Consider the following 25494-nt stretch of genomic DNA (forward strand, 5'->3'; position numbering starts at 1 on the left):
AGGATGCTCTTTTTGTGTTTATTTTTTATTTATTCGCAACTGATTACACGGAGAACAGTGAAATGGAATTTTGTCTAAACAATTAAAGTTTGTTTCACAAATTTGTTCTATCGTTGGAACAAATGGAATGACAACTATGTTACTATCTATTATTTGTGTAACAGGTGGCAATACTGTGCCTACTTGATGTTCGAAGCGAATACTCGCTTGATTAATATAATTCCCTGAACCACTTGGTGCACTCTGAACTGTTACTTGGAACAAAACTGTCCGTGCTTCACCTGGATTTAAACTTCCTATAAGAAACCCTGATACTGGGCTTACATTTGGCACTGGCGTATTATCAACAGTTACACTTCCAGGAACAAATCGAAAACTACTATCTAACATATCTTGAAAACGAATATTTTGTATCGCTGTATCCCCCGTATTCGTAATAACTGTCGTAAACGTAATAACATCGCCTATTGTTGCTGATTGAAGATCTGCCGTTTTTACGACTGTTGTTGAAACATTTTGAGGAATAAACGGGATAACGACTGTATTACTATCGCCTTCAACTACTACTGGCGGCTCATTAGGATTTACAGTTGCAAGCCCATTCGCTGTAGATGTATTTGTAACTAAATTATTTATTTGCCCTCCTGTTATTACAACTTGGAAATTAATAATTGCTGCATCATTCGGCTGAAAATCACCTAGCGGGATACCAATATTTGGATTAGCAAATGGAAGAGGTACATCATTCACTGTTACCGTTCCATTTATAAATAACGTATTAGGATCAATAATATCTGTTAAAATAATATTCGTCACAGGAACTGTACTATCATTTATAACTGCAATTCCATACGTAATAACATCTCCTACCATCGCTACTTCAAAGTTTGCTCCTTTTGCAACAAATAAGATTGCGGTGTTTATCGTTACAATAACTGTATTACTCATGTCCATCACTGTAATTGGCGGCTCTCCTGGTACTAAAATATATTCTGCTAATGCCCCAGCAACGTTCACTACTGTACCACCATCTGGAAAACTTGTAATCGTAGCGTCATATGTTACAATCACCGTTTCACCGACTGGAATATCTGGTATCGTAAATCCAATCTGTGGATTTAACCCTGGCTGTGGTACTCCATTTATCGTTACACTATTTGGGACAAAATCAGCTTCCTGAGATAACACGTCTATAAATTGAACATTCATCGCATCAGCCGTACCAGTATTTAATATACGAACAGTATACGTTACCGTTTCTCCTACTCCAACAATTGGATGATCTACTTCTTTTAGCATATCTAAACTACCTCTATTTACTGGAGTTACTGTCGTATTACTTGGACTCGTAATTGTAAACGGTGGTTCTCCTGGAATAAGTTCAAAACTACCCGTTACACTCGCCGAATTCATAATGCTATTAGAAGGCGGGATTGAGATTACAGTTACTTCAAACGTTATGAGTACACTACCTCCTACTGGGAGATCCGGTAATGAAAAGCCTACAAAAGGATCTAAACCTACTTGCGGAATCCCATTTATCTGTACACTCCCTGGAACGAATTCTAAACTAGGTGATGGAACGTCAATAAATTGCACATTTGTCGCTGTTACCGTTCCTGTATTTGTAACTTGCACACTATACGTTAACGTATCTCCTAATCGTGTCGCCTGTTTGTTGACAGTTTTTATAACATTGAATCGCCCTCTATTTACCCTTGTTATTGTCGTATTACTCGGCTCTGTTACTACAACTGGTGGTTCTCCTGGTACTAAAGTAAAACTTCCTGTTATATTTGCAACATTCGTTATCGTTCCTGAAGATGGGATATTTGTCACTGTCGCTTGGAACGTCACTATATTCGTATTGCCAACAAGTATATCGCCAATTCCAAACCCAGTAATCGGATTCAAACCAGGTTGCGGAGTTCCATTTACCGTTACACTATTTGGGACAAATGACGCTCCTGCTGAAATCGTATCAATAAACTGAACATTGTTAGCTGTTACTGTTCCCGTATTCGTTATTTGCACTGTATACGTTAATACATCGCCAACGAGAGTCGCAGCCCTGTTCACCTGTTTTATAACATTAAATCGTCCTCTATTTACAGTTGTGAGTGTTGTATTGCTTGGTTGGTTTACTATAACTGGTGGTTCTCCTGGTACTAATATAAAGCTTCCAGTCACATTTGCCGTATTGGCAATCGTTCCGTTTGATGGAACACTGGCAACTGTTACTTGGAATGTGACTTCTACACTTTCCCCTGGATTTATATCTGGAAGCGAGAATCCATTATTAGGATTGAATCCAGGTTGTAACACACTGTCTATCGTTACACTGTTCGGTACGAATGTTATAGAGGAAGGTAATACATCACTATATTGAACATTCGTCGCTGTCACTGTTCCCGTATTTTGAACTACTGTTGTATATGTGATTGTATCTCCTACTGCAACAACCGGCTGACTTACTGATTTTAAAACATTCAAACCAGATTCATTTATTTTCGTTAATGTCGTGTTACTTGTCGTTGTTTCAGTAATAGGCGGCTCTGTTTCACTTACAGCAAATGTAGCCGTAACATCCACAAAATTAACAACTGTTCCACCTTGAGGTATGCTCGTTACCATCTCTTGATATGTGACAAGTACAAAATCACCTACAGGTATATCTGGAACTGTAAAGCCTATGAACGGATCGAATCCAGGTTCTGGTATTCCGTTTATACTCACACTTCCTGGAACAAATGCTACACCACTCGTACTAGAATCAAGAAATTGAACATTCGTTGCCGGCACTGTTCCAAAGTTAAAAATTAGTACATCGTAGGTTAATATTTCCCCAACCGTTGCTGATCCTTTATCTACTAGTTTTAACGGAAAAATAGACGCTATATTAATCGTCGTAACGACTAAATTCGTTAATATCGTTTGCGTAATAGGTGGTTCCTGCGGATTTGGTTGTGAAGTAAATGTAACGTCAGCATCGTTTAGTATGACTTCATTATCTGGAATCTCTGTAATCGTCACTTGGAACGTTACCGTAATACTTCCACCAGCAATTAATAACGGAGTAACTGTAAATCCTATTTCTGGATTTACACCTGGTTGCTGTATTCCACCTATCGTTACACTATTTGCAACAAATGTCGTTCCTTCTGGAATTACATCTTGGAAGAACACATCTGTAACAGGAATAATTCCTACATTCGTTATTAGAACGGTATACGTTAATACATCTCCAACAGCTCCAGCAGCAACATTTACAGTTTTTGTTGCTGTTACTTCACCAGGCGGAGGTAACGGTATTGTAACTACTGTCGTATTACTTGAATTTGTCGTTGTTACAGGCGGTTGTAAAGGATTTAATAAAAAAGTGGCTGTAGCAGATGCTGTGTTTAATACTGCTCCACGTGTAGACGGTGCAACTACCGTAACTTGGAACGTTACTGTCAATGATGTTCCAGCTGCGATATTAGGGAGCGGGAAACCAACATTTGGGTCAAAGCCTGGTTGAGGCGTTCCATTTATCGTTACACTATTTGCGACAAATGTTGTTTCTGTTGCAATCAGATCAATGAAAGAAACATTCGTCGCTAGTACTGTGCCGTTATTTCGAATGACAACAGAATACGTGTAAGTTTCTCCAAGTGCTGCTTGTTGCACAGATGAAGATTTTTGTATATTTAACTGCGCTGTATTTACTTGTGTCACTACAAAATTACTATTCGTAACAGTCGTTATAGGAGGTCCTGCCGGATTTATAAGGAAACTTGCAGTAACGTTCGATTGATTTCTTATATTCCCTCCACTTGGAACACTCGTCACCGTAACTTGAAACGTAATTGTAGCGGTTTGCCCGACTGGAATATTTGTAACTGGAAAACCTGCTATAGGGTCTGCGCCTTGCTGAACAACTCCATTTATCGTTACACTATTCGCTACAAATGTAGCTCCAGATGGGATTGGATCTTGAAAAATGATATTTGTTGCAGGAACAGTTCCTGTATTTTGAATAAGAATCGTATACGTTAACGTGTCTCCTACACCTGCTTGCGGCGTATTTACACTTTTTATTACATTAATTGATCCTACATTTACTCGTGTCACAACGATATTACTAATCGTTACAATTGTAATCGGTGGCTGCAGAGGGCTTACTTGAAAATCAGCAGTGACATTTGCATTATTCGGAAGTACTCTATTCGTCGGTACACTTGTTACCAACACTTGAAAAATGACTGTTACCATTGATCCAACCGGAATATTAGCAAGCGGAAAACCAATAGTCGGATCTAATCCTGGTTGCGGGGTTCCGTTAATCGTTACACTATTTGCTACGAATGTTGTACCAGCTGGTATCGGATCGAGAAATGATACATTTGTCGCTACTACCGTGCCGCTATTTTGTATAGTAACTGTATACGTTAACGTATCTCCTACACCTGCTTCACTTGCATTTACAATTTTCATCACATTTAATCCTGCAGAATTTACGACTGTCATTACGGTATTACTTGGTACCGTCACAGTAATAGGTGGTTCTGTTGGATTTACAAGAAAATCTCCAGTGACATTCGCATTATTTACAACATTATTCCCTTGTGGAATTGAATCAATTAATACTTCAAACGTAACAATTACACTCGCACCAGTAGGTAAATTATTTAATGTAAATCCAAGTTCTGGATCTGCCCCTTCCTGTAAAACACCATTAACCAATACACTATTTTCAATAAATAACGTCCCTTGTGGAATTGAATCTTGGAAAAATACATTTGTAGCTGGTACACTACCTGCATTTATTATTTCGATTGTATATATTAAAGTATCTCCTACAGTTGCAACACTCGTATTCACAGATTTTATAACTTCAAAGCTCCCTGTTTGTACTGTCGTATTCACGACGTTACTCGGAACAGTAATAGTAACTGGTGGTTCACTCGGATTCACTTGAAAACTTGCGGATACAGTTGCACTATTTAAAATATCTTCATTCGGCGGATCCTGCTCAATTAATACTTCAAATGTAACTACAACTGTCTGAGCCGCAGGGATATTCGGAAGAGGAAATCCTGAATTTGGATTTAGTCCACTTTGTGGTGTTCCATTAATTGTTACAGAGTTTGCAACGAAAGAAACCGCTGAAGAAGTAGTGTCTTGGAAAAATACATTTGTTAACGGAACGTTACCTGTATTTTGGACGGCAATCGTGTATGTTAAAGTATCACCTACTGCCGCTTGAGCTGTATTTACTTCTTTTATTACATTTAAACCACCTGTATTAACTTGTGTTACAACGGTATTCGTTTGCCTATTAATCGTTACTGGCGGTTGATTCGGAATAACGACGAAATTAGCAGATACATTACCGCGATTCGCAATCGTACCTCCTGATGGGGTAGATGTAACTCGTACTTGAAAAGTCACCGTTCTACTTCCACCTGGAGATATATTCGCTACTGTAAACCCAGTCGCTGGATTTGCCCCAGGTTGCGAAACTCCATCAACAGTTACACTATTTGGTATAAAAGTCGTTCCAATTGGGATTGGATCTTGAAAAATAACGTTCGTCGCCAGTACATTTCCTGTATTTTCAATTGTAACGGTATACGTAAGAACGTCATTAACTGTCGCAAAAGCTCTATCTACTGTTTTTCTCGTTCTTATATCGGCTATATTTATTGTAGTAAATACTGTATTACTTGTCGCTTGGCCTGAAACTGGTTGTTGACCAGGAACCGGAATAAAGTTAAACGTTACACTCGCACGGTTTGGAATTGGATTTACAAGAGGATTAGATGTTACTCGAACTTGAAAGCGTACTACAGTCGTTTGCGAAGCATTAATACTTCCAAGATTAATACTACTTGCTGGATTCGCTCCTGGTCGCGCTACTCCATTTACCGTAACACTATTTGTTACAAACGTTGTTCCAGCAGGTATACTATCAACAAAAATAACATTATTTGCAGCGACATTCCCATTGTTCGTGACATTCACTGTGTAGGTTAATACGTCATTAAGTGTTGCCGTCTGTAGGTCTACAGATTTTTGCAAACTTAGATTTGCACGGTTTACCGTCGTCTGTACTGTATTTGAAGAAGCTGTACTTGTGATAGGAGGACTTCCGACGAAAGGACGGAATTGGTAAGATACCATTGCACGGTTGGAAATTGGATTTGGATTTGGGAATGACGTAACTCTCACTTGAAATGTAACAATTCTTTGAGCGTTATTTGGGATTGTACCTAAATTTATTCCACTAGCTGGATTCGCACTCGGCTGCGTTACTCCTCCTACTGTCACACTGCCGGCTATAAATGTCGTTCCATTCGGAATACTGTCTTGTAATACAACGTTATCTGCACTTCCCGTCCCTGTATTCGGAACGGTAATCGTATATGTGAGAATATCTCCAACTGCTGCCACTGTTTTATCAACAGATTTGACAGGATTTATAATCGGCCCCGTCGCATCTATTTGAACACCAAAACCAGCTGCAGCATATCCATCTCCATTTGTAATGAAGCGAACTGTTGCTGACGTTTGATTATTCACTAATGATGATGAAGCATCTACATTCGTAATATCCCACCCTTGTCTTCTGACAGCCAAGGCTGCCCCTAACGGCTGATTCAAATTTCCAAACGTGCCGCTCGTATCTAAATTCCCATTGTCATTACAAATTTGTGATTGAAAGAAATTATTTGCGGGATTTCTCGGTCCGAATAATGCAACTGTAGCATTAGCGTTCGGCCCAAAACGAAGTTGATCTCCAACAATGTTAGAATCACCTTCTTGAGCAGTTACAAGTACTCTTCCTGTAACTGTCCCCGTAGACGGCGTTGCAAAACCAGAAATAATAGCATCAACTGGTGGCGATGAAGCATCGATGATTTCTTGACCTGCATACACTGATAAATTTCGAAGTGGTAAACTCGCATTTTGATAAACTACCTCAAGTGTCCAGCCTACCGATCGACTAATAGTTGAATTGGCAGCAGTTCTCGCAGCAGGAACACTCCCAGTTGTATATGTCCCCGCTCCTCCTCCATTAACAAAGTTTGTTACATTGGCAGATCTAACGTAATAAAACTGATTCCCAACTGATCCTTGTTGAGCAGTTGCAGGATCTGGTGCAACTGAAAATGTTCCTGCTGGTGTTGTAAACGAAATATTATCATTTAAAAATGCAGTAACATCCTCAGTATCAGTCCTGTATGTGCCAGCCCACACTAGTTCTGCGTATAAAACACTACTCCCTGCTGGAAGGTTTAAAATTGCACTTGAAGAATTTAATGGCCAATCATTTGTCGTTCCTGCTGGGAACCCTGGCACTTGAAGCGATGTATTTACTGTAGTAAATACATCAATCGTACCGAAGTTATTGCCTGGTGCAGGAGATGTAGGACTGAGTCCCAACGTGTTCCCAGTGAACGTGACGGCACCAGTTACTGTCGTTGTAAAGCGATTCATAAAAGGCACATAATCATCTCATTTCATTTCATTTATAGTAAAAAGTGCTCTATACTATAAAATGTAGACAAACTATAGAGTGTACGTTGTCCAACAAAATTCCGCACATACGAGAGGGGTTTATAAAATTATGCGCTACGTAATCATAACAGGAACTTCACAAGGTTTAGGTGAGGCGATTGCCACGCAATTGTTAGAAGAAAATACAACGGTCATCTCTATTTCTAGAAGAGAAAATAAAGAGCTTACTAAACTCGCAGAGCAAAATAACAGCAATTGCATTTTCCATTCCTTAGATCTTCAAGATGTACATAATTTAGAAACTAACTTTAACGAAATCATTTCATCTATTAATGAAAAGGCTGTATCATCTATTCATTTAATTAATAATGCGGGCACAGTTGCACCTATGAAACCAATTGAAAAAGCTGAGAGCGGACTGTTCATTACGAACGTTCAAATTAATTTACTTGCACCTATGATTCTTACCTCCACTTTCATGAAACATACGAAAGATTGGAAAGTAGATAAACGTGTTATAAACATCTCATCTGGCGCAGGAAAAAATCCTTATTTCGGATGGGGAGCTTATTGTACAACGAAAGCTGGCGTAAATATGTTTACACAGTGTGTAGCGACCGAAGAAAAAGAAAAAGAATATCCAGTAAAAATCGTCGCTTTTGCACCTGGTGTTGTTGATACAAATATGCAAGCTCAAATTCGTGAAACAAATAAAGAAGACTTCATAAATTTAGATCGATTCATCGCATTAAAAGAAGAAGGAAAGCTACTGTTACCCGAATATGTTGCGAAGGCAATTCGTAGCTTACTAGAAACAGAGGACTTCCCGCAAGGTGAGGTAATTCGAATTGATGAATAACAAAAAGGCACGCTATACTAGTGTGCCTTTTCATTCTACTTCTCTAAAAATATAAGTACAGACTCCATAATCTCTTCATAACCAATTTCTTGATAAATTTTATTTGATGTTGGATTTGCCAGATCAGTATATAATGTCGTTGTTTTGTAACCTTCATCTAACATACGTTGACTAAGTGCAGCTACACAATTTGATGCGTACCCTTTTTTCCGTTCTTCTTTCGGCGTATATACGAAATTAACTGTTATATTATTTGTAGTTGGTCTTGTTTTTGCAGCTACAGAGACTAATTTCCCGCCAACCTCCAGACCAAATAGACGGTTGGTAGTTATTAATGTATGCGCGGTTTGTTTCGCTTCCTCTTTCGTAGTAGGTAACTTCACGTCTTCACAAAATTGATATATCCATTTTTCTATTAATGGTAGCTCATCACTATTTATCGTACGAAAAATCCCATCGTTCCACTTCTTCTTTACTCGTTTTAATTCATATACACCTTGCTCCATTCCAACTACAATTTTTTTCTGTTCTAATATCGCAATCTCTTCAGCTAACTTCTTTATGACTTTCTTATTGCCAATGAAACCAGGAATATCCGGATATACTTTCGTTAACTCCTTTGCAAGTTCCACTATATCCTCTTCCGCAATTTCAGAAGTTGCAACAATCATTTGTCTTTCCACAGTTTGAAGAAATACAATCGTAACCTCTTCTCCACGTTTCGCTACCGCCATAAATATCGGTTCTTGAACAACTTGTAAAACGCCTAATATTAAATTATTTGCCTGCTCATTCTTTTCTAAAAATGATGTAACATCTTCTTTAAAACGGAGAACCTCTTCATATACGTGTAATTGAATCATCGACAATCTCTTCCCTCGATTTATATTTTAATTAAGTATTGGCGATTAATTCATTAAATCCTCCTTTTACGATTCAATAATATTTGAAACTAATGTGTTCAAATCATTTTCAGCATGCAAAACTCTCTTCTTTTCCTTCTCAAATATCTCTTCTTCTTTTCGAAAAGATTCTTTGCGTTTTTGAATCATACGCTCCATCTCTTTTTTACTCGGACCACCATATACATTTCTTTTTTGAATAAAAGCTTCTGGTGATATAATTTCTTTCCACTCTTCTTCTAATAAAGTTACTCTTAACTTTTCTTGCAAGTACATATTTACTTCTTTGAAATGTAATTCATGTAATTCTTTCTTCTGCTGCATAGACATATTCGCAATCGTACTTGCTGCATGATGTGCATGCCGGAATGGTATTTCATAGTTCTTTGTTAAAACATCTGCGAAATCTGTAATCGTAATCGCGTGTTTATATGAACGACTTTTTAACGTTTCCGCTTCTACCTTCATCGTTCGAATAACTGCGTTCATAATACAAAAAACACGAATCGCCTTTTCGATTCCTTTATATAAATACGGCTGCAAGTCATCCTCCGTATCGACAATATCGCCAAATGGTGTATTATGAATCATTTGAAATACAGTAAAGGCTTCCCCTAAAGCACTACTCGTAATAGCGCGTGCATGTTCAATTGAAACAGGATTTCGTTTTTGCGGCATAATGCTACTTATTTGTACATATGGCTTCGCTACAGTAATCCCATCGTATTCTTTCGTCGCTAATAGTAAAAAATCATGAATCCATCTACTTGTGTTCGTCATAATAACCATTAGCAACGAACTAACTTCTAATAAATAATCCGCTCCAGCGACAGCATCATATGAGTTCTCAATTACATTTGTAAATCCCAGTAGCTGTGCCACTCGCTCTCGCTTAATCGGGAAACTTGTTGTAGAAAGGGCAGCTGCCCCCATTGGAGAATGATTTACAAAATGATACGCTTTTCTCGTTCGTTCCAAGTCTCTTTGCATCGTATCGTAAATTGCTAAAACATAATGACCAAATGTTGTTGGTTGCGCTGGTTGTGTATGTGTATACGCAGGCATAATTGTTCCCATATGTTCCTCAGCGAGCTCCAGCATACTTTCTTGCAGCAATAAATGATGTTCCATTAACCGTAATACATATTGCCGCAAACTCATGCGATACATCGTTACACCCATATCATTTCTACTCCTACCGATATGCATATTACTGACAAATTCACACTTTGCTTCTTGAGAAAGTAAATGTTCAACTAAGAAAAAAAGATCTTCATGTTGCTCTGTATATAGCAACTGATCCTTTGGAATTGCCCCTACCTTTTTAAGTGCTGTTAATATAGCTTTCGCTTCTTCTCTTTTCATTAGCTTTTCTTCAGTTAACATAATAATATGTGCCCTATGCACTTGAAACATATCTTTCAATAAATAATTACGCTGAAAATCAAATACATGCTGTAGTACACAGTCTACATATGTTTTCCCAGGGAAATCAGCGCCTTCATTTTTAATAAACTCTTCTTTACTCTGTTTCATCACCTTTTCCCCTTTCGCCTAAGTATTACTACCCATCATACCCAGCGATAGCTAAAAAGTGCTTGTACATAAAGTGAAACTTTAATCAGTGGGTGGTTCATCTCCCACTGATTATTAACCTTCACCAATCGGTCGTTTACGGAATAAAAATAAACTCGGCGCTCATAGCACCGAGTTTATTTAATAAAAGTCGCATCATACTTATCACTTTGCAACACTTGGAAGTGTAAATTTGCTAAATGTTTACGTATTTCAGCACTGTCATCTTCATTTAAATTATTCGCTAAAAATACAATTTCTGTACAGTTCCCGCGTTTATCCATTGCATAAACCGCTTTTGTAACTGTCCATGGTGTATAACCATTCTTTTGCCCCGCGTGTCTAAATGTTTTACGATATTTCTTGGCACTCATATCCGTTTCAACGATATCCGCCCACACTTTTTCTTCTGCTTCTGTCAAGCCACCTTTATGATTTGCCTTTTGAAGCAATACCATATAATCGTTTGCAGAAGCAGCCGGCAATCTATCCGACCAAATTTTATCGTAACGTTCTTCCAAATAAAGAGGAATTTCCTTCTGTAATAATGGGCCCTTCTTTTTTAAGCGTTCATGAATAATCATCGCATATTGACGATATTGCTCTTGAGACATTTCTTTTAACTTTTTCTCTATTTTATATTTTGGAACATGTAGTTCTTTATGCAAATATCCCGGAATGTATAAAGATGAAACGATCGGAAATAGTGGTTGATGTGCAGGAAGCGATAAACTTTGTAAATTACGATTAATGTTCTCTAATCCTAACACTTCCATTAAGTACTCAGTATTCGCATTTGAACTGAACCTAACCATACCTTTTGCAACTTCCTCTAAAGAGACTGCTCCTTCAGTTATTTTTTCTTTTTTTTGCAAATAACTTTGCCATCTGTCTTGTGCACCACCATCTGTATTCGGCACATAATAACGATTCACATCATTAATTGAAACGAAACTAGACGGGTCGATTTTCCCCTCTGTAACTTGTTTCGTATATTCAAGCGCCACAATTAACTTCATCGTACTAGCAACTGGCAATACAACATCTGGATTTACAGAATACACAACTTTATCATTTCTCTTTACTAGAAGAGCGCTATTTTTTTCATCTTTATGTTCTTCAATAAAAGATGCTATATACTGCGCATCATCATTATTTGAACTCCACACTTTTTTCACTAAAAAGTTACCCGAGATTAGCAAAACGAAAATACCCACAATCACCGCGCATACTATAGTTTTTTTCAAGTAAAATTCCTCTCCTATTGTGTAACTCTTCTCTATTTATCTCTTAAAAACAAAATAATGGAGATGATTATTTAAATAATCATCTCCATTATTTTAACTTGTATGCTCCTATTATGTCTACGTCATAATTTTCACAAAATCTTCAAGAAACTTTTTATAATGTAATGACCAACCAATTCTCACCCAATTTTTCAATGCTTTCGCATCAGGTTGCGGGCGAAAATCAGCGATACTTTCTCCTTTTGCAACTCCAACCGTATCGACATCAACACGGCGATACACGTAATCTAAAAGAGATGGATTTGCCGCTACCATCATTGTAACAACGTCATGTACTGGACTACCTGTTATTTTTGGATTTAACTTTTTATAAGCTTTATAATAATACGTAAATATCGGTTCAATTAACTTATTAAAACTTGTTTTAGAGTGTTTCGTAATATACTTTACCATCTCCGGCGTAATAATAGCTTCAGATGTAACGTTAAGTGGCACTAATGTCACATTCTTTGCATTTTGCATAACTAATTGCGACGCAATGGGATCACCATGAAAATTCGCCTCCGCGACTGGTGTAACATTACCAGGCATTAAGAAAGCACCGCCCATTATATAATACTCTTTCACATACTTCATCATCGGTTTTTCTAAAATAAATGCTGTCGCTAGTGTCGTTGATCTGCCAGCATCAACAATGATTAATTCACCTTTATACTTTTCAAGAATATCAAAAAATGCACAAAAAGGTTTTATATTAGGTGAAAATGCTTTTGGCGGTTTAATAGGACCTAAGCCATCTGCCCCATGAATCTCCGGGTAATACGTCACAAAATCCCCGGATAAAGGGATTTTCGCACCATTAATAACAGGTATATCTTCCCTTCCCGCCATTTGCAATAAATATGCCGCATTAGTCGTTGCTTTTTCTTGCGTTACATTCCCGTATCCTGTTACAACACCAACAATATCAACATCAGGATGCATAATTCCATACATGATGGCTAAAGAGTCATCAATTCCCGGGTCTCCCAAAAACAACACTTTTTTCATCGACCTCAACTCCATCCCCTCAGTTGTTATTAATTTATGAATAGTCATGGATATACAGAATAAAAAAGAATAAATTCATACGAAAAAACGCAGCCCTATACGGACTGCGTTCTCCATCTTATCTAGACGTTTTTCTTCATAGTAACCATACTGCCAATGATGTAAGCAATAAATGCAAAGCAGATTGGGAAGACAACTGTATGTATACCGAACGGGTTTGGATAGAAAAGATGAATACACATATATGAGCCTACCCCAACTAAAATGGAAGCGAGTGCTCCAGTTGCATTTCCCTTTCTCCAATATAAACCTAGTACAATCGGCCAAATGAACGCCGCTTCTAAACCACCGAAGGAAAATAAATTTAACCATATTAAAAAATCTGGCGGCTTAATAGCTGCAGCATATACGAGTAATCCTACGATACCAGTAATCAAAAGACTACCTTTCTTTATCGTACTATCTGCTGCATCTTTATTTATGTAATTCACATATATGTCCTTAATAATTGACGAACTTACAAGTAAAAGTAATGAGTTTACTGTAGACATTATCGCTGCCATTGGTGCAGCTAAGAAAACTCCAGCTAGCCAAGGTGGTAACACTTCCATCGCGAGTAGCGGCATCACTTTATCTGGTACCGTTATACCAGGAAGTACTACTCGTGCAAATACACCAGTTAAATGCATACCAATCATAATTGTACCAACGACAATCGTCCCAATGATAAGCGCTTGATGCATAGCTTTTGAATTTTTATAAGACATAGCACGCACACTAATTTGTGGTAATCCAACGACTCCGATTCCAATTAAAATCCAAAACGATGTCACATATGATTTCGTTAAACTGCCATCTGCTCCAAATGGTGTGATTAAATTCGGATTAATTTGAATGAGTTCCTGCATAATCTTTTCAACTCCACCACCAGCAATGACAGTAGCAATTAAAATGATTGTTGTTCCGACTAACATAATGATTCCCAATAACGTATCTGATAAAGCAACTGCACGAAATCCACCAATTAGCACGTACACAAGTACAGAAAATGTAAATAAAAATAGTGCTGTTGTATAAGAAAGTCCTGTTAGTGACTCAATTAATCGTCCGCCGCCAACCCACTGGGCTACTGTTGCTGAGAACAAAAAGATTATAATACATAACGCAGAAAGAACAACTACCGCTTTATTATTGTACCTTCCCTTTAAATAATCAATAAGCGTAATCGCTTCCATCTTCCTTGCGATAATCGCAAACTTTTTACCGATAACCGTTAAAACGATATATCCTGTTACAACTTGAATCGCTGATAATAGCACCCATCCAAGTCCCATATTGTAAGCAATACCAGGCCCACCGATAAAGCTACTTGCACTACCGTACGTAGCAATCATTGTCATAGCTAATAATAAGCCGCCAAGCTCACGTCCACCAAGAAAATATTCTTGTAAAAATTTATTATTAGCAGTTGCTTGTACACGTCTTGATGCGTATACACCAATTAAAAACACAACGATAAATGAAATTATCATTGGAATGATTACATACCAATTCATCTCTTATTCCTCACTTTTTTCTTCCTCATCGAGTGAAATATCTTTAAATACAAAACGAACAACTAAACTAAGCAAAATAACCATTACGATAAATCCAACGATACAGCTATAAAAAAACCATGATGGAAAACCTAATACATATGTATATTCACTTGGATCCTTGCTACCAAGCCCATAAGCAAATCCATACCATATTATAAAATTAATAATAGCTAATCCAAGACCAATTAACGCTTCTCTATGAGCAATTCGAAAGCGTGGATCATCATGATAATTCTTCATTTTCTCCCTCCTCTCACGATGTATAATTGTACCACTGTTCTTCTAGTTTTTCCTACTAGAAAACAAAAACGCGCAGGATTTTTTGTAATTGTATAGAATACCATGTATCATTACATATTTTTTACAATTGTAACACAATTGAAATTTGAATTTTCAGTGTTTATTATTTATGATTTTAATTAGAGGCTTTTCATCTAGTTCCCACATCCTTGATTTCGGAATAAACGCCGTCTCGTACTGCGTTTACATTATATTTTCAAGGGGGTTATACAATGAGTCAACTAGCTGTAAATCTTCATGAAAAGGTAGAGAAATTTCTTCAAGGCACGAAAAAGTTATATGTAAATGGATCTTTCGTTGAAAGCGCTTCCGGTAAAACATTTAAAACACCTAACCCTGCAACTGGCGAAACACTTGCTGTCGTTTCTGAAGCTGGTCGCGAAGATATTCATAAAGCTGTAGTTGCAGCTCGCATGGCTTTTGACGAAGGTCCTTGGTCTCGCATGAGCACTGCTGAGCGAAGCCGTCTTATGTACAAGCTTGCCGATTTAATGGAAGAACATAAAGAAGAGCTTGCACAGCTCGAAACGTTAGATAACGGAAAGCCAATCCGTGAAACAATGACAGCAGACGTACCACTTGCAATTGAGCATATGCGCTATTACGCTGGCTGGGCTACAAAAATCGTTGGTCAAACAATCCCTGTTTCTGGTGAATATTTTAACTATACACGCCATGAAGCTGTTGGTGTTGTCGGTCAAATTATCCCTTGGAACTTCCCACTTCTTATGGCAATGTGGAAAATGGGTGCAGCCCTTGCAACAGGATGTACAATCGTTTTAAAACCTGCAGAACAAACCCCACTATCCGCCCTATACTTAGCTGAATTAATTGAAGAAGCTGGATTCCCGAAAGGCGTTATTAATATCGTTCCTGGATTCGGTGAATCAGCTGGACAAGCTCTCGTTAATCATCCACTCGTTGATAAAATTGCATTTACAGGTTCTACTCCAGTCGGTAAACAAATTATGAGACAAGCATCTGAATCATTAAAACGCGTTACATTAGAACTTGGTGGTAAATCACCAAACATTATTTTACCTGACGCTGACTTATCTCGAGCAATTCCAGGTGCGCTTTCTGGCGTTATGTTTAACCAAGGGCAAGTATGCACTGCTGGGTCACGCTTATTTATTCCAAAGAAAATGTACGATAATGTCATGGCTGATCTCGTTCTATATTCAAAAAAATTAAATCAAGGCGCTGGTCTAAATCCAGAAACTACAATCGGACCTCTCGTTTCTGAAGAACAGCAAAAACGTGTAATGGGCTATATTGAAAAAGGCATTGCAGAAGGTGCTGAAGTACTTTGCGGAGGAAACAAACCATTCGATCAAGGTTACTTCGTTTCTCCAACAGTATTTGCTGATGTAAATGATGAGATGACAATCGCTAAAGAAGAAATTTTCGGTCCAGTTATTTCTGCATTACCGTTTAATGATATTGATGAAGTAATTGATCGTGCGAATAAATCACAATTCGGCTTAGCGGCTGGTGTGTGGACAGAGAACGTAAAAACTGCACATTATATTGCAAGCAAAGTACGTGCGGGTACAGTATGGGTGAACTGTTATAACGTCTTTGATGCAGCATCTCCATTTGGAGGATTTAAACAATCTGGCCTTGGCCGCGAAATGGGCTCTTATGCGCTGAACAACTATACAGAAGTGAAGAGCGTGTGGATTAACTTAAATTAACAAGAAAGAACCTGACCTACTCGGTCAGGTTCTTTTCATTATGTATTCATTTACACCTGCAACCCTCCGCTAACATTTAGAACCTCTCCTGTAATATAAGACGCATAATCTGACGCTAAAAAGGCAGCTGCGTTTGCAATGTCTTCCGGTGTTCCAATTCTTCCAACTGGAATCGCTCCAACCATTTTCTCTTTTACTTTTTCTGGTATTGTTTTTGTCATATCAGTATCCATAAATCCTGGACAAATCGCATTACACGTAATACCAAAACTCCCAACCTCTTTTGCTGCTGTTTTTGTTAAGCCTACAACCCCCGCTTTTGTAGCTGCATAATTTGCCTGCCCTATGTTTCCTTCTCTACTAATTGAAGATATATTAATAATACGCCCATATCCTTGTTGCCTCATATAAAGAAGCGCTGGCTGCATACAATAAAAAACGCCTGTTAAATTAACTTGTAATACTTGCTCCCAAGCAGACTTCTCCATCTTATGTAACATTGCATCTCTTGTAACCCCAGCGTTATTCACTAAAATATGTAGTGTACCAAATTTTTGAACCGCATATTCAATTAACGACTTCGCTTCATTTTGATTGCTCACATCACATCGATATAAGCTCACTTCATATCCTTCATCCGATAACTCACGTGTCGTTTTTTGTAGCTTCTCTTCATTTACATCACTAATTAATACTTTGGCCCCCAATTTTGCAAAAACTCGTGCGATTTCTTTTCCAATTCCCTGCGCAGCACCTGTTACAACAGCTGTTTTTCCATTTAACAAGTCCATCCCTATCCCCCATTTCTATTAGCTATACTGTATATTTCGGCTCTATGCTTTCCAAATCCTCTTTGTATAAAAAAGTCTATTTGTGTCAAACTAACTTTGCAACGCCGCATAAAGTGAAACTTTAATCAAGGGGGATTTTGTTCATCCCCCACTGATTATTAGCCTTCACCAATCGGGCATTTACGGGTAGCTAATCTCCCACCTAGCTTCTTTGTTCCATCTGAATTTTGAGGTGGGAGTTTTACTAACCGTTTATGCGGGATAAAACACAAGGAGATTGTGTCGAATGAAAAACAAAAATGTAAACCGAAACAAAGCTGCTGATGGCATTGATGTTGAGTTCTCTCGCGAACTCGCTGACCACAATGACTTAGAAGCAAACGCACGTGCAAATGCCGCTGATGCACGTCAAAAACGCCAGTCATCAGAAAAATAAGGTACTACAACGTTCCTTATTCTTTTCAACAGGGACCTACTACCCGAAAAATAAACCGAGAGCTACTCTCGGTTTATTTTTTATTTTTTTTTATATAATGTGCCAAAGCAAGCAACGGATATATATGTTCGTAACTATGATACCGAATATAAAAACCACCCGGTAACCCTGTGCCAGTAGGATATTCTTCATTCATAGTAGACTGCGCGAGCAAATATGAAATTCCTTTTCGAATAATTGGTGTTTCTTGATCATAGTAAGAAATAAGTGCATCAAGCGCCCACGCTGTTTGTGATGGCGTACTAAAGGGTAAAGAAACAAACTTTTTCTCCTCACTACTTTGACATGATTCTCCCCAGCCTCCATCTGTATGCTGTATATGTTCAAGCCATAAAGCTGCTTTTTTCAACGATGGATGAGTAGAGGGCACTCCTAATGCAAGTAGACCTGTCATCGCTGCCCATGTACCGTATATATAGCATATCCCCCATTTCCCATACCATGATCCATTCGACTCTTGTACATCCATTAACCATTTGACTGCTTTCCTTTTTTTCTCTTCAGACAATTCATTCGGCGCATACGTTCCGAAAAACTCTAACACCCTACCTGTAATATCTGGTGTAGACGGATCAGTTAGCATATCACTCGCATTTTCAATCGGTAAATTCGCTAGTAACTGGCTCGTTACACCTCTTTCAAAAGCTCCCCAGCCTCCATCATTGTTTTGCAATCCTTTTATCCATCCGACGCCTCTATCCCATGCACCATCTATTTTACTATTCCCTCTACTTCGTGCTAACGCTCTAAGAGCAGCCGTTGTATCGTCTATATCAGGAATCGTTGTATTCACATCTGAAAATCCCCAGCCGCCAGCTATAATGGACGGTGCGTGGACACTCCAATCCATTTTCTTAGTTTGTTGTCTTTGTAGTAAATATTCCGTCGCCTTTTGAATCATCTTATTTTCTTTTATTACATTAGCTTCTTGCAATGAATAGCTAAGTAAAGCGGTATCCCATACGGTAGAAGGAGAATTTTGCAAATGACTTCCTCTGTCCATCTTCCATATATAAGATTTTAATCCCGCCACAGCTTTCTCAATAATTGGAGACTGAATAGAGTGCCCTAATGCAAGCAAAGCATAAATCATATAAAACGTAGCACTCGCGTAACTATATAATGTTCCATTTTCATCTATACGTTCTTCCATAAAGCGCTCTACTTCTTCGTATCCTTTATGATGTAAAGAAAGCGGATAAGATATTACCTTTTTCACATCACCTAAAAATGATTGAAACAACGGAGATCGCTCCTCTCGAAACCATTGTCCACCTTCGCCTGCAATATGATTTAAATTTGGCAATAACTTTTTCGCTACACGGAATCTCTTATTCATACAAATCATCATCGGAATTAAATGTATACGCGCTGAGCTGCTTAGCCCAAATATACTGAGAGGGGAGTCATCTTGTAAAAATAAGATTGGCGTTGGAAAGTGAAAAAGCGCAGGAAATTCATATTCTCCATGAATCGCTAATAAAAATTTCGTCATAAAATGTGCACGAGAAACTCCCCCGTGTTCCTTAATAAACATTTCAGCTCGCCTCATATTCATATCTTCTTTCGAATATTTTTTCGAAGCAAGTAAAGCAGCATACGCTTGAATCGTCGCGGATAAATTCCCTCCATTTTCATCTTCGTATAATTTCCAAGTCCCTTCATTTGTTTGAAGAGATGCTAACCTTTTCACGAACGGTTCTATTTCTTCATTTCGCCCTAATAATTTGAGTAAAAAAATCATGTGACAATCCGTTAGCAAAGCTCCTTCAAAACAAAATTCCCACTTTCCGTCTTGCCTTTGCATCGTTTGAAGTGCAGTCGTTCTCCGCTCTATCTCCTCACGCACTTTGTCATATAGTAGCACACCGCTCACCCACCCTTTCTAAGTCCGTATACGATATTCGAAAAACTAGCTAAATATGTATGAAAATAAAGAAAAGCAGAACGTGTATTACACATTCTGCTTACAAACAATACCCAACCCCGACAACAATTCCTAATAGTGCACCAACAACAACTTGATACGGTGTATGTCCAACGAGCTCATTTAACTTTTTATATTCTGTTTGTCTACCATGAAAAAAATCATTCAATATTTTCGCTTGCTTACTTACCGCAAGCCTTACCCCTGAAGCATCATACATAACAATAATGGCAAAAATAGCGGCAACTGCAAATATTGGACTCTCCACTCCTTCCACTACTCCGACACCTGTAGCAAGTGCAGTAACAGTCGAAGCATGCGAACTTGGCATTCCACCTGAAGCGAAAAACTTAGCAAAATCAAACTCCCCTGTTTTTATTAATTTAAAAACAACTTTCGTTAACTGTGCTAAAAACCAAGAAATTACAGCTGCCATTAGCGGGTCATTATGTAAAATTGTTTCCATGTTTTTCAGCTCCTCACTGACTATAATGGAATTTCTATATAATATAAGTATAAAGAAAAATGCGTAGAAAATACTACGCATTATGATACTTTTGCTGATTTATTTTTAATAAATTTCGGTTGTTTCTGTAGTAGAAACTTTGTTTTTGCCATCGAAAAGACAAATAAAGCAACCCATATACAGAAAAACGCGATCATATGAGTAGATGTGAAATGTTCACCAAAAACGAACACTCCTAAAATTAAACTAATAGTCGGCGCGATGTATTGTAAAAATCCTATCATATAGAGCGGAATAAGTTGTGCTCCTTTAGCAAAATAAAAGAGTGGTAATGCTGTAACAATACCCGCACCTATTAAAAGAAACGTTGATATTGCCGAAATAGAACCGAACGAACCGAAACCATGCACTCCTGTCATAAACAAATATATAAGTGCAAATGGCGTCACTAACATCGTTTCCATCGTAAGCCCGATTGTTGCGTCGTAATTTAATAATTTTTTCGTTAAGCCATATAATCCAAATGAAAAAGCAAGTGAAAGAGAAACCCATGGAATCGATCCGAAACGTACTGTTAAAATAACAACACCTAATCCAGCTAAACCAACCGCAACATATTGCCAAAAATTAAGCTTCTCTTTTAAAACAACCGTACCAAGTAAAATACTTATAAGTGGATTAATATAATACCCAAGACTCGCTTCGATTACATGGTTATGATTTACGGCCCATATGTATACAAACCAGTTTCCACTAATAAGTACCGAAGCAATTGTTAATGACATTAATAATTTAGGTCGTTTAAAAAGGGCCACTAACTCCCCACCAAACTGACGAAATCTCTTTGTTACTCCTAAAACTAACAACATAAAAACAAATGCCCAAACAATACGATGCGCTAATATTTCATCTGCCGGTACTTCCTCCACCCATTTCCAATAAATCGGAAGGACTCCCCACATCGTATACGCACCCGCCGCATATATAATCCCCTGCTTTTGCTCTGCTGTTTGACTCCCCATCTTTCTTTTTCTCCTCTTCTCTTTTTTTCTTCATTATAAGGTCTCACATGCTTACTTTACCAATATTCAATCTGCATTTCTTTCGACATTCCTCTTACAAATCCCTTATATGTATAAAAACACTCCTACTGTTATAATAACGAGCACTGGAATACCGAAGACAAATTTACTTTTATGTGTCTTATGACGAAACATATACATACCAATCCAAGCTCCAACCGCCCCTCCAGCTGCAGCTGATAAAAATAACGTACTTTCTGGCGTCCTCCACTGCTTTTTCATTGCTTTCCGCTTATCAAGCCCCATCATACTAAATGCTATAACGTTGATAATAATAAAATAAATCCATTTCATCTCTTTCTCTCCCTTAAAAAATTCGCTTTATTGTAACACGAAAAAACCACGCAGGCGAGTAGCCTGCATGGTTTTATAATTCAGTCTCTTGATTCTCTTGTTCTTTTTGTTCTTCCATTTGTTGTTCTGCAATTTCCGCGGAAATCATTCCATAATAAATTTCTGGATACAATCCAAATATTTGATATACACTTCCTAAAAATGGCATCGGAATCCCTCTTTTCTAAAGTTGTATTGCCATTCTTAAGGATTCCCTTTTCACTCATTATACATTCGTTTTTGGCGTTTCTTCTTCATCGTGAACGTGTAATATATTTTGCCATTTTTTATAAGGAGCGCTATTTGGATCTACATACCCTTTCGCATACGAACGATCCCACAATTGTTTCATAAACATCTCTTTCTCTTTCTTTGCAACCATATCTGCACCTGTTCCGTAATAATTTTGAAAATACAGCTCAATTTCATCAAGGAATAGTCTTAACAACTCATCCGATGTTTCTTCTAACGTCGGATCATATTTCGCCTCACGGTCATACATTAAAATCATATCTAAAATATTATGGACATGCTCTTTACGAAGCCATCTAATATCTTGAGCACCCAATACAAATGGATGTGTATATAAATGTCCACCTTGTATCATCGCTTTTTCTTGTTCTTCTTCAAACCTGGACAAGATGTTTTCATAAATGAACGGATTATGAAGCAACGCTCTGTGCAACTTATAACTTTCGCTTGAAATATTTTTCCCCATCGACTGGATTAAAAAGCTACGGCCGACACCGTTATATTGATACACGAATTGTCCATCAACAGCAACTAAACTAATCCAGCGGTACATATAGGCGTATAGAAGAGCACGATTGCATTTATCGTAATCTAACTTTGTTTGCGTTGCATTCAAGTCTGGCATAAAGGCTGGCAAGTGCCAATATTTATCTAAATGCGGCGTCAAACTGGATTTTTTACTATTTAATTTGTTTACGCGGCGATAATACGATTGGAAGTAATCACCTTTATCATTCATAAAGCCATTTGCAATATGCCCAGATGAAAGCTTAGGAAAATCTTGTAGCGATAATCCGTAATGAGCACGATAACAAATCACTTCAAATGGTGAAAACGCCTCGTTTACCGTATCTTTTTCTTTAAACATTTCTTGCAATAACTCTTCTTGCAATTCTTGTTTTAAAGATGGATGTACGCCCCAATATTGTAATTCTCTATGATGAGAAACTTTCGGAACGAACGGACTTGCTAAATGGAAGAGATCTTCAATTTTTTCACGAACGTATTCATCACGGTCACGCTTCTTGAAATCTGCTTCTTTTCGCAATGCCTCAACGATATTAAGCTCTAATTTGTCACGATAGCGCACTTTAAGTTCGTCATAACAATAACTCAATATATGTTCACGATAGAAGTCTTCAACCTTTTTCGACTGAATTTCTTCGGCTTTCGCATCACGACAATATTCCCCGTACAAGCTCATATAAATTTCTGCTGATATATCTTTCGGTAATACACCTAAATTTAAATGTTGCTGCATATCTTGCCAAATCTTTTCTTGCAATTTCTCTTCAGCTAATACATATACATTCGTCGGGTTCGTTTTCCCCTCAAATTCTTTGCTTCGCTTTTGAATTTCAAACAATAAATTTTCACGTGTTTCGTGTAAGTTATCAAAAAACCTTTCCCAATATTGAATCATTTTATCAACTGCTTGGTATAGCGATTGATACACGAGTTCTAACAACATCTCTTTACGATACTCACTTAATTTGTGCACATATTGCGTTACGATATCTTCAAATTCTTTTTTGAACAAACGTTGCTGATTATAAAGCATTTTTCCGAACCAACCTTGTTGCTGCGCAATTTCAACACGGCGAACAGCCGTTACCGTTCCATCAATATTACTCACATTAAATTTCTTATCGTAGTTTTGGATTAAATTACGCTTTTGTTCATTATTTTCATGTAGTCGATTCATCTTCTCTACTAACTGCTTTCGAATTTCATACAACATAAAACGTGATGCGACTGGATGGACAGGATCTGTTTTCTTTAAAAACCATGTGTTTAATTGATAAGACTGTCCTTCTGAGCCACTCGGTGTAAAGCGATCTGATTCGATCATATCATATAAAAGGGTAGTTACATGTTCATGTACACGGCTCGGAATCGCATACGCATATAAACGCACCGCATGATCAACTCTGGCTACTTCACCTTTCATTTGTTCCATTATTTTAAGTTTCGCAGCCGATATTTTGCACTCATGCTGCAGGCGGTTTAATTCCTCATCTTTTTGCACTGTACGGTGTACATAGCTTTCAACAGCCTCTAAAAACAACTTAGACTTTGCGACACCGACCTTGCCGCCCTCTGCTCCTTCACGCGTTTCATTAAACATTTGTCTATAAAAAATATGGGCCTGCTCTGGACGAGTAGCAAGATGCTCTAAATCTTCTAAATAACTTTTCCCGCGCTCTGGCTTTTCACGCTGCATACCACGTTTGACATCTTGGTCGTATCTTTGCTTCTTTTCTTGAAACAGTTGATCTAAATGCAGCCAAGATTCATCTAAACCTTGAACCGCCCATTTTAAAGCACAATATTTCAAAACGTGCTCATACGGATAAATAAGTTTTGCCGTTCCTGCTCCGCAATATCTACCTTTCCCGCTCGATTCTGCCAATTGCTGAATTTGATTATCTTCTTGTGCAAAATGATTTGCAGACATCGGACTAAATAACTGTAAATGAATTGTATTTGCCATTTGCTCCATATAATCTGATAAATTGTGCAAATGGTGCCCATGTAAATTTTCATAATCATATAAGAAACAATAATTGTACGGTAAATGATGCTGCTTTATCGTATGATTCGTTCTTCCATCTTCATCCACTTGATCAGGACGATATTCTAATTCAATCGTGACGCCGCCTCGTTTTGATAATTCACCAGTAGAGCCGAGCGTAATAGCGTGCAACTCTTTTAACGATGCATAACCATTCGCTTGCACTGTTTCAAACTCTTTCGCACTAACCGTTCTCGTCTTCACTAAAACGTCTGGCATTAAAAACGCGCCGCGAATTAAAATGTTGTGATGCTGCAACTTTTTCCGAAGCATTTCACGCAAATATAATGCGATTTGTAAAAACATCCCTGAACCTGTTCCGCCAGCTAGTGACGTTACAATAATGACACGTACACCATATTCTGTCTGATCACTTGTAACCGGAAAAATCTTCTCTATTTCTTGCCAAAACGATGTCAGCTTATCTTCTTTCATCGCTGCACGTAACGCTAAACGTGAAATGACGCGCAACTGTCCGGCCCCTTCTGTTAATGGTTTATCAAGTATAGTCGGGTCCATCGGAAACCACTCCGGAATCGTTGGATCTCCCGCAATATACTCTCGCGGCGTTTTACTCGAGCTCGTTTGCGTCTTAAACTTACGAATATGATCAAATTTACTCAATGTATTCACATCTGTATCAAATACATGCATTGCTACCTTTTTTCGGCGCTCTTCTGGTAATTTTTCATATATTTGATGTGTCACAGTACTACCGATTCCACCTAAACCAATTAATATCGTTGGAACTTGTAATGTCATGTGAACCACCTTCCTATTCTTGCTTGTTTGAAAAGATAGGGGGAAAGAAAACTAAAACCCCTCCTCTTTTCCCTATCTA

Annotated in this window: 17 protein-coding genes; 3 read left to right on the forward strand and 14 right to left on the reverse strand. The window is 37.9% G+C overall.

Annotated elements, in window-relative coordinates; translation table 11 throughout:
- Positions 1-18: 18 nt before the first annotated feature.
- Positions 19-7491: a DUF7507 domain-containing protein gene (locus ACP6L7_RS14200; protein ID WP_097832764.1), complete on the reverse strand. Its 7473-nt coding sequence runs from the start codon at positions 7489-7491 to the stop codon at positions 19-21.
- Between the two features lie 121 nt (positions 7492-7612).
- Between ACP6L7_RS14200 and ACP6L7_RS14205 the strand changes: the two genes are divergently transcribed.
- Complete coding sequence (locus ACP6L7_RS14205; protein WP_097832763.1) at positions 7613-8362, forward strand: (S)-benzoin forming benzil reductase; 750 nt, start codon at positions 7613-7615, stop codon at positions 8360-8362.
- Positions 8363-8397: 35 nt separating this feature from the next.
- Here the strand turns inward: ACP6L7_RS14205 and ACP6L7_RS14210 are convergent, their stop codons facing one another.
- From ACP6L7_RS14210 to ACP6L7_RS14235, 6 genes are all read right to left on the reverse strand, one after another.
- Entirely contained in the window at positions 8398-9225 is an 828-nt protein-coding gene (locus ACP6L7_RS14210) for a GNAT family N-acetyltransferase (protein ID WP_097832762.1), read from the reverse strand.
- 66 nt (positions 9226-9291) lie between these two features.
- Positions 9292-10800, reverse strand: a complete 1509-nt coding sequence (argH, locus tag ACP6L7_RS14215) for an argininosuccinate lyase (RefSeq protein ID WP_097832761.1) — start codon at positions 10798-10800, stop codon at positions 9292-9294.
- Positions 10801-10976: 176 nt separating this feature from the next.
- A complete protein-coding gene (locus ACP6L7_RS14220) occupies positions 10977-12086 on the reverse strand; it encodes a serine hydrolase (RefSeq protein ID WP_097832760.1) in 1110 nt (369 codons plus the stop codon).
- A 117-nt stretch (positions 12087-12203) separates the two neighbouring features.
- Positions 12204-13136 (reverse strand): nucleoside hydrolase, encoded by a 933-nt coding sequence (locus ACP6L7_RS14225; RefSeq protein ID WP_071747631.1) that lies wholly within the window; start codon positions 13134-13136, stop codon positions 12204-12206.
- Between the two features lie 122 nt (positions 13137-13258).
- Positions 13259-14692, reverse strand: a complete 1434-nt coding sequence (panF, locus tag ACP6L7_RS14230) for a sodium/pantothenate symporter (RefSeq protein WP_071772002.1) — start codon at positions 14690-14692, stop codon at positions 13259-13261.
- 3 nt (positions 14693-14695) lie between these two features.
- On the reverse strand, positions 14696-14974 hold the full coding sequence (locus ACP6L7_RS14235; RefSeq protein WP_071747633.1) for a YhdT family protein: 279 nt from the start codon (positions 14972-14974) through the stop codon (positions 14696-14698).
- Between the two features lie 272 nt (positions 14975-15246).
- Here ACP6L7_RS14235 and dhaS point away from each other — a divergent pair, with 272 nt between their 5' ends.
- On the forward strand, positions 15247-16731 hold the full coding sequence (dhaS, locus tag ACP6L7_RS14240) for an aldehyde dehydrogenase DhaS (protein WP_097832759.1): 1485 nt from the start codon (positions 15247-15249) through the stop codon (positions 16729-16731).
- Between the two features lie 50 nt (positions 16732-16781).
- Here the strand turns inward: dhaS and fabG are convergent, their stop codons facing one another.
- A complete protein-coding gene (gene fabG, locus ACP6L7_RS14245; RefSeq protein ID WP_097832758.1) occupies positions 16782-17522 on the reverse strand; it encodes a 3-oxoacyl-ACP reductase FabG in 741 nt (246 codons plus the stop codon).
- 286 nt (positions 17523-17808) lie between these two features.
- Between fabG and ACP6L7_RS14250 the strand changes: the two genes are divergently transcribed.
- On the forward strand, positions 17809-17958 hold the full coding sequence (locus ACP6L7_RS14250) for a YfhD family protein (RefSeq protein ID WP_002121294.1): 150 nt from the start codon (positions 17809-17811) through the stop codon (positions 17956-17958).
- A gap of 73 nt (positions 17959-18031) precedes the next feature.
- Here the strand turns inward: ACP6L7_RS14250 and ACP6L7_RS14255 are convergent, their stop codons facing one another.
- From ACP6L7_RS14255 to ACP6L7_RS14280, 6 genes are all read right to left on the reverse strand, one after another.
- The gene (locus ACP6L7_RS14255; RefSeq protein WP_097832757.1) at positions 18032-19885 is read right to left on the reverse strand and encodes a terpene cyclase/mutase family protein; all 1854 of its coding nucleotides are present in this window, start codon (positions 19883-19885) and stop codon (positions 18032-18034) included.
- Positions 19886-19985: 100 nt separating this feature from the next.
- The gene (locus ACP6L7_RS14260) at positions 19986-20411 is read right to left on the reverse strand and encodes a divergent PAP2 family protein (RefSeq protein WP_070144340.1); all 426 of its coding nucleotides are present in this window, start codon (positions 20409-20411) and stop codon (positions 19986-19988) included.
- Between the two features lie 80 nt (positions 20412-20491).
- Complete coding sequence (gene rarD, locus ACP6L7_RS14265) at positions 20492-21433, reverse strand: EamA family transporter RarD (RefSeq protein WP_097832756.1); 942 nt, start codon at positions 21431-21433, stop codon at positions 20492-20494.
- 105 nt (positions 21434-21538) lie between these two features.
- Positions 21539-21787, reverse strand: coding sequence for a DUF1294 domain-containing protein (locus tag ACP6L7_RS14270; protein WP_097832755.1), 249 nt, complete (start codon positions 21785-21787; stop codon positions 21539-21541).
- Positions 21788-21860: 73 nt separating this feature from the next.
- A complete protein-coding gene (locus tag ACP6L7_RS14275; RefSeq protein WP_002014348.1) occupies positions 21861-21995 on the reverse strand; it encodes a hypothetical protein in 135 nt (44 codons plus the stop codon).
- A 57-nt stretch (positions 21996-22052) separates the two neighbouring features.
- The gene (locus tag ACP6L7_RS14280) at positions 22053-25415 is read right to left on the reverse strand and encodes a tubulin-like doman-containing protein (RefSeq protein WP_097832754.1); all 3363 of its coding nucleotides are present in this window, start codon (positions 25413-25415) and stop codon (positions 22053-22055) included.
- Between the last annotated feature and the right edge of the window lie 79 nt (positions 25416-25494).

The sequence above is a fragment of the Bacillus silvicola genome, assembly GCF_050524305.1.
Classification (GTDB): domain Bacteria; phylum Bacillota; class Bacilli; order Bacillales; family Bacillaceae_G; genus Bacillus_A; species Bacillus_A cereus_AT.

Coding starts and splice junctions, on each gene's coding strand:
- ACP6L7_RS14210 (WP_097832762.1), bottom strand. CDS start 9,225: ATGATTCAATTACACGTATATGAAGAGGTTCTCCGTTTTAAAGAAGAT.
- rarD (WP_097832756.1), bottom strand. CDS start 21,433: ATGGGGAGTCAAACAGCAGAGCAAAAGCAGGGGATTATATATGCGGCG.
- argH (WP_097832761.1), bottom strand. CDS start 10,800: ATGAAACAGAGTAAAGAAGAGTTTATTAAAAATGAAGGCGCTGATTTC.
- ACP6L7_RS14260 (WP_070144340.1), bottom strand. CDS start 20,411: ATGGAAACAATTTTACATAATGACCCGCTAATGGCAGCTGTAATTTCT.
- panF (WP_071772002.1), bottom strand. CDS start 14,692: ATGAATTGGTATGTAATCATTCCAATGATAATTTCATTTATCGTTGTG.
- ACP6L7_RS14280 (WP_097832754.1), bottom strand. CDS start 25,415: ATGACATTACAAGTTCCAACGATATTAATTGGTTTAGGTGGAATCGGT.
- ACP6L7_RS14250 (WP_002121294.1), top strand. CDS start 17,809: ATGAAAAACAAAAATGTAAACCGAAACAAAGCTGCTGATGGCATTGAT.
- ACP6L7_RS14205 (WP_097832763.1), top strand. CDS start 7,613: ATGCGCTACGTAATCATAACAGGAACTTCACAAGGTTTAGGTGAGGCG.
- ACP6L7_RS14235 (WP_071747633.1), bottom strand. CDS start 14,974: ATGAAGAATTATCATGATGATCCACGCTTTCGAATTGCTCATAGAGAA.
- ACP6L7_RS14275 (WP_002014348.1), bottom strand. CDS start 21,995: ATGCCATTTTTAGGAAGTGTATATCAAATATTTGGATTGTATCCAGAA.
- fabG (WP_097832758.1), bottom strand. CDS start 17,522: ATGGACTTGTTAAATGGAAAAACAGCTGTTGTAACAGGTGCTGCGCAG.
- ACP6L7_RS14270 (WP_097832755.1), bottom strand. CDS start 21,787: ATGAAATGGATTTATTTTATTATTATCAACGTTATAGCATTTAGTATG.
- ACP6L7_RS14225 (WP_071747631.1), bottom strand. CDS start 13,136: ATGAAAAAAGTGTTGTTTTTGGGAGACCCGGGAATTGATGACTCTTTA.
- dhaS (WP_097832759.1), top strand. CDS start 15,247: ATGAGTCAACTAGCTGTAAATCTTCATGAAAAGGTAGAGAAATTTCTT.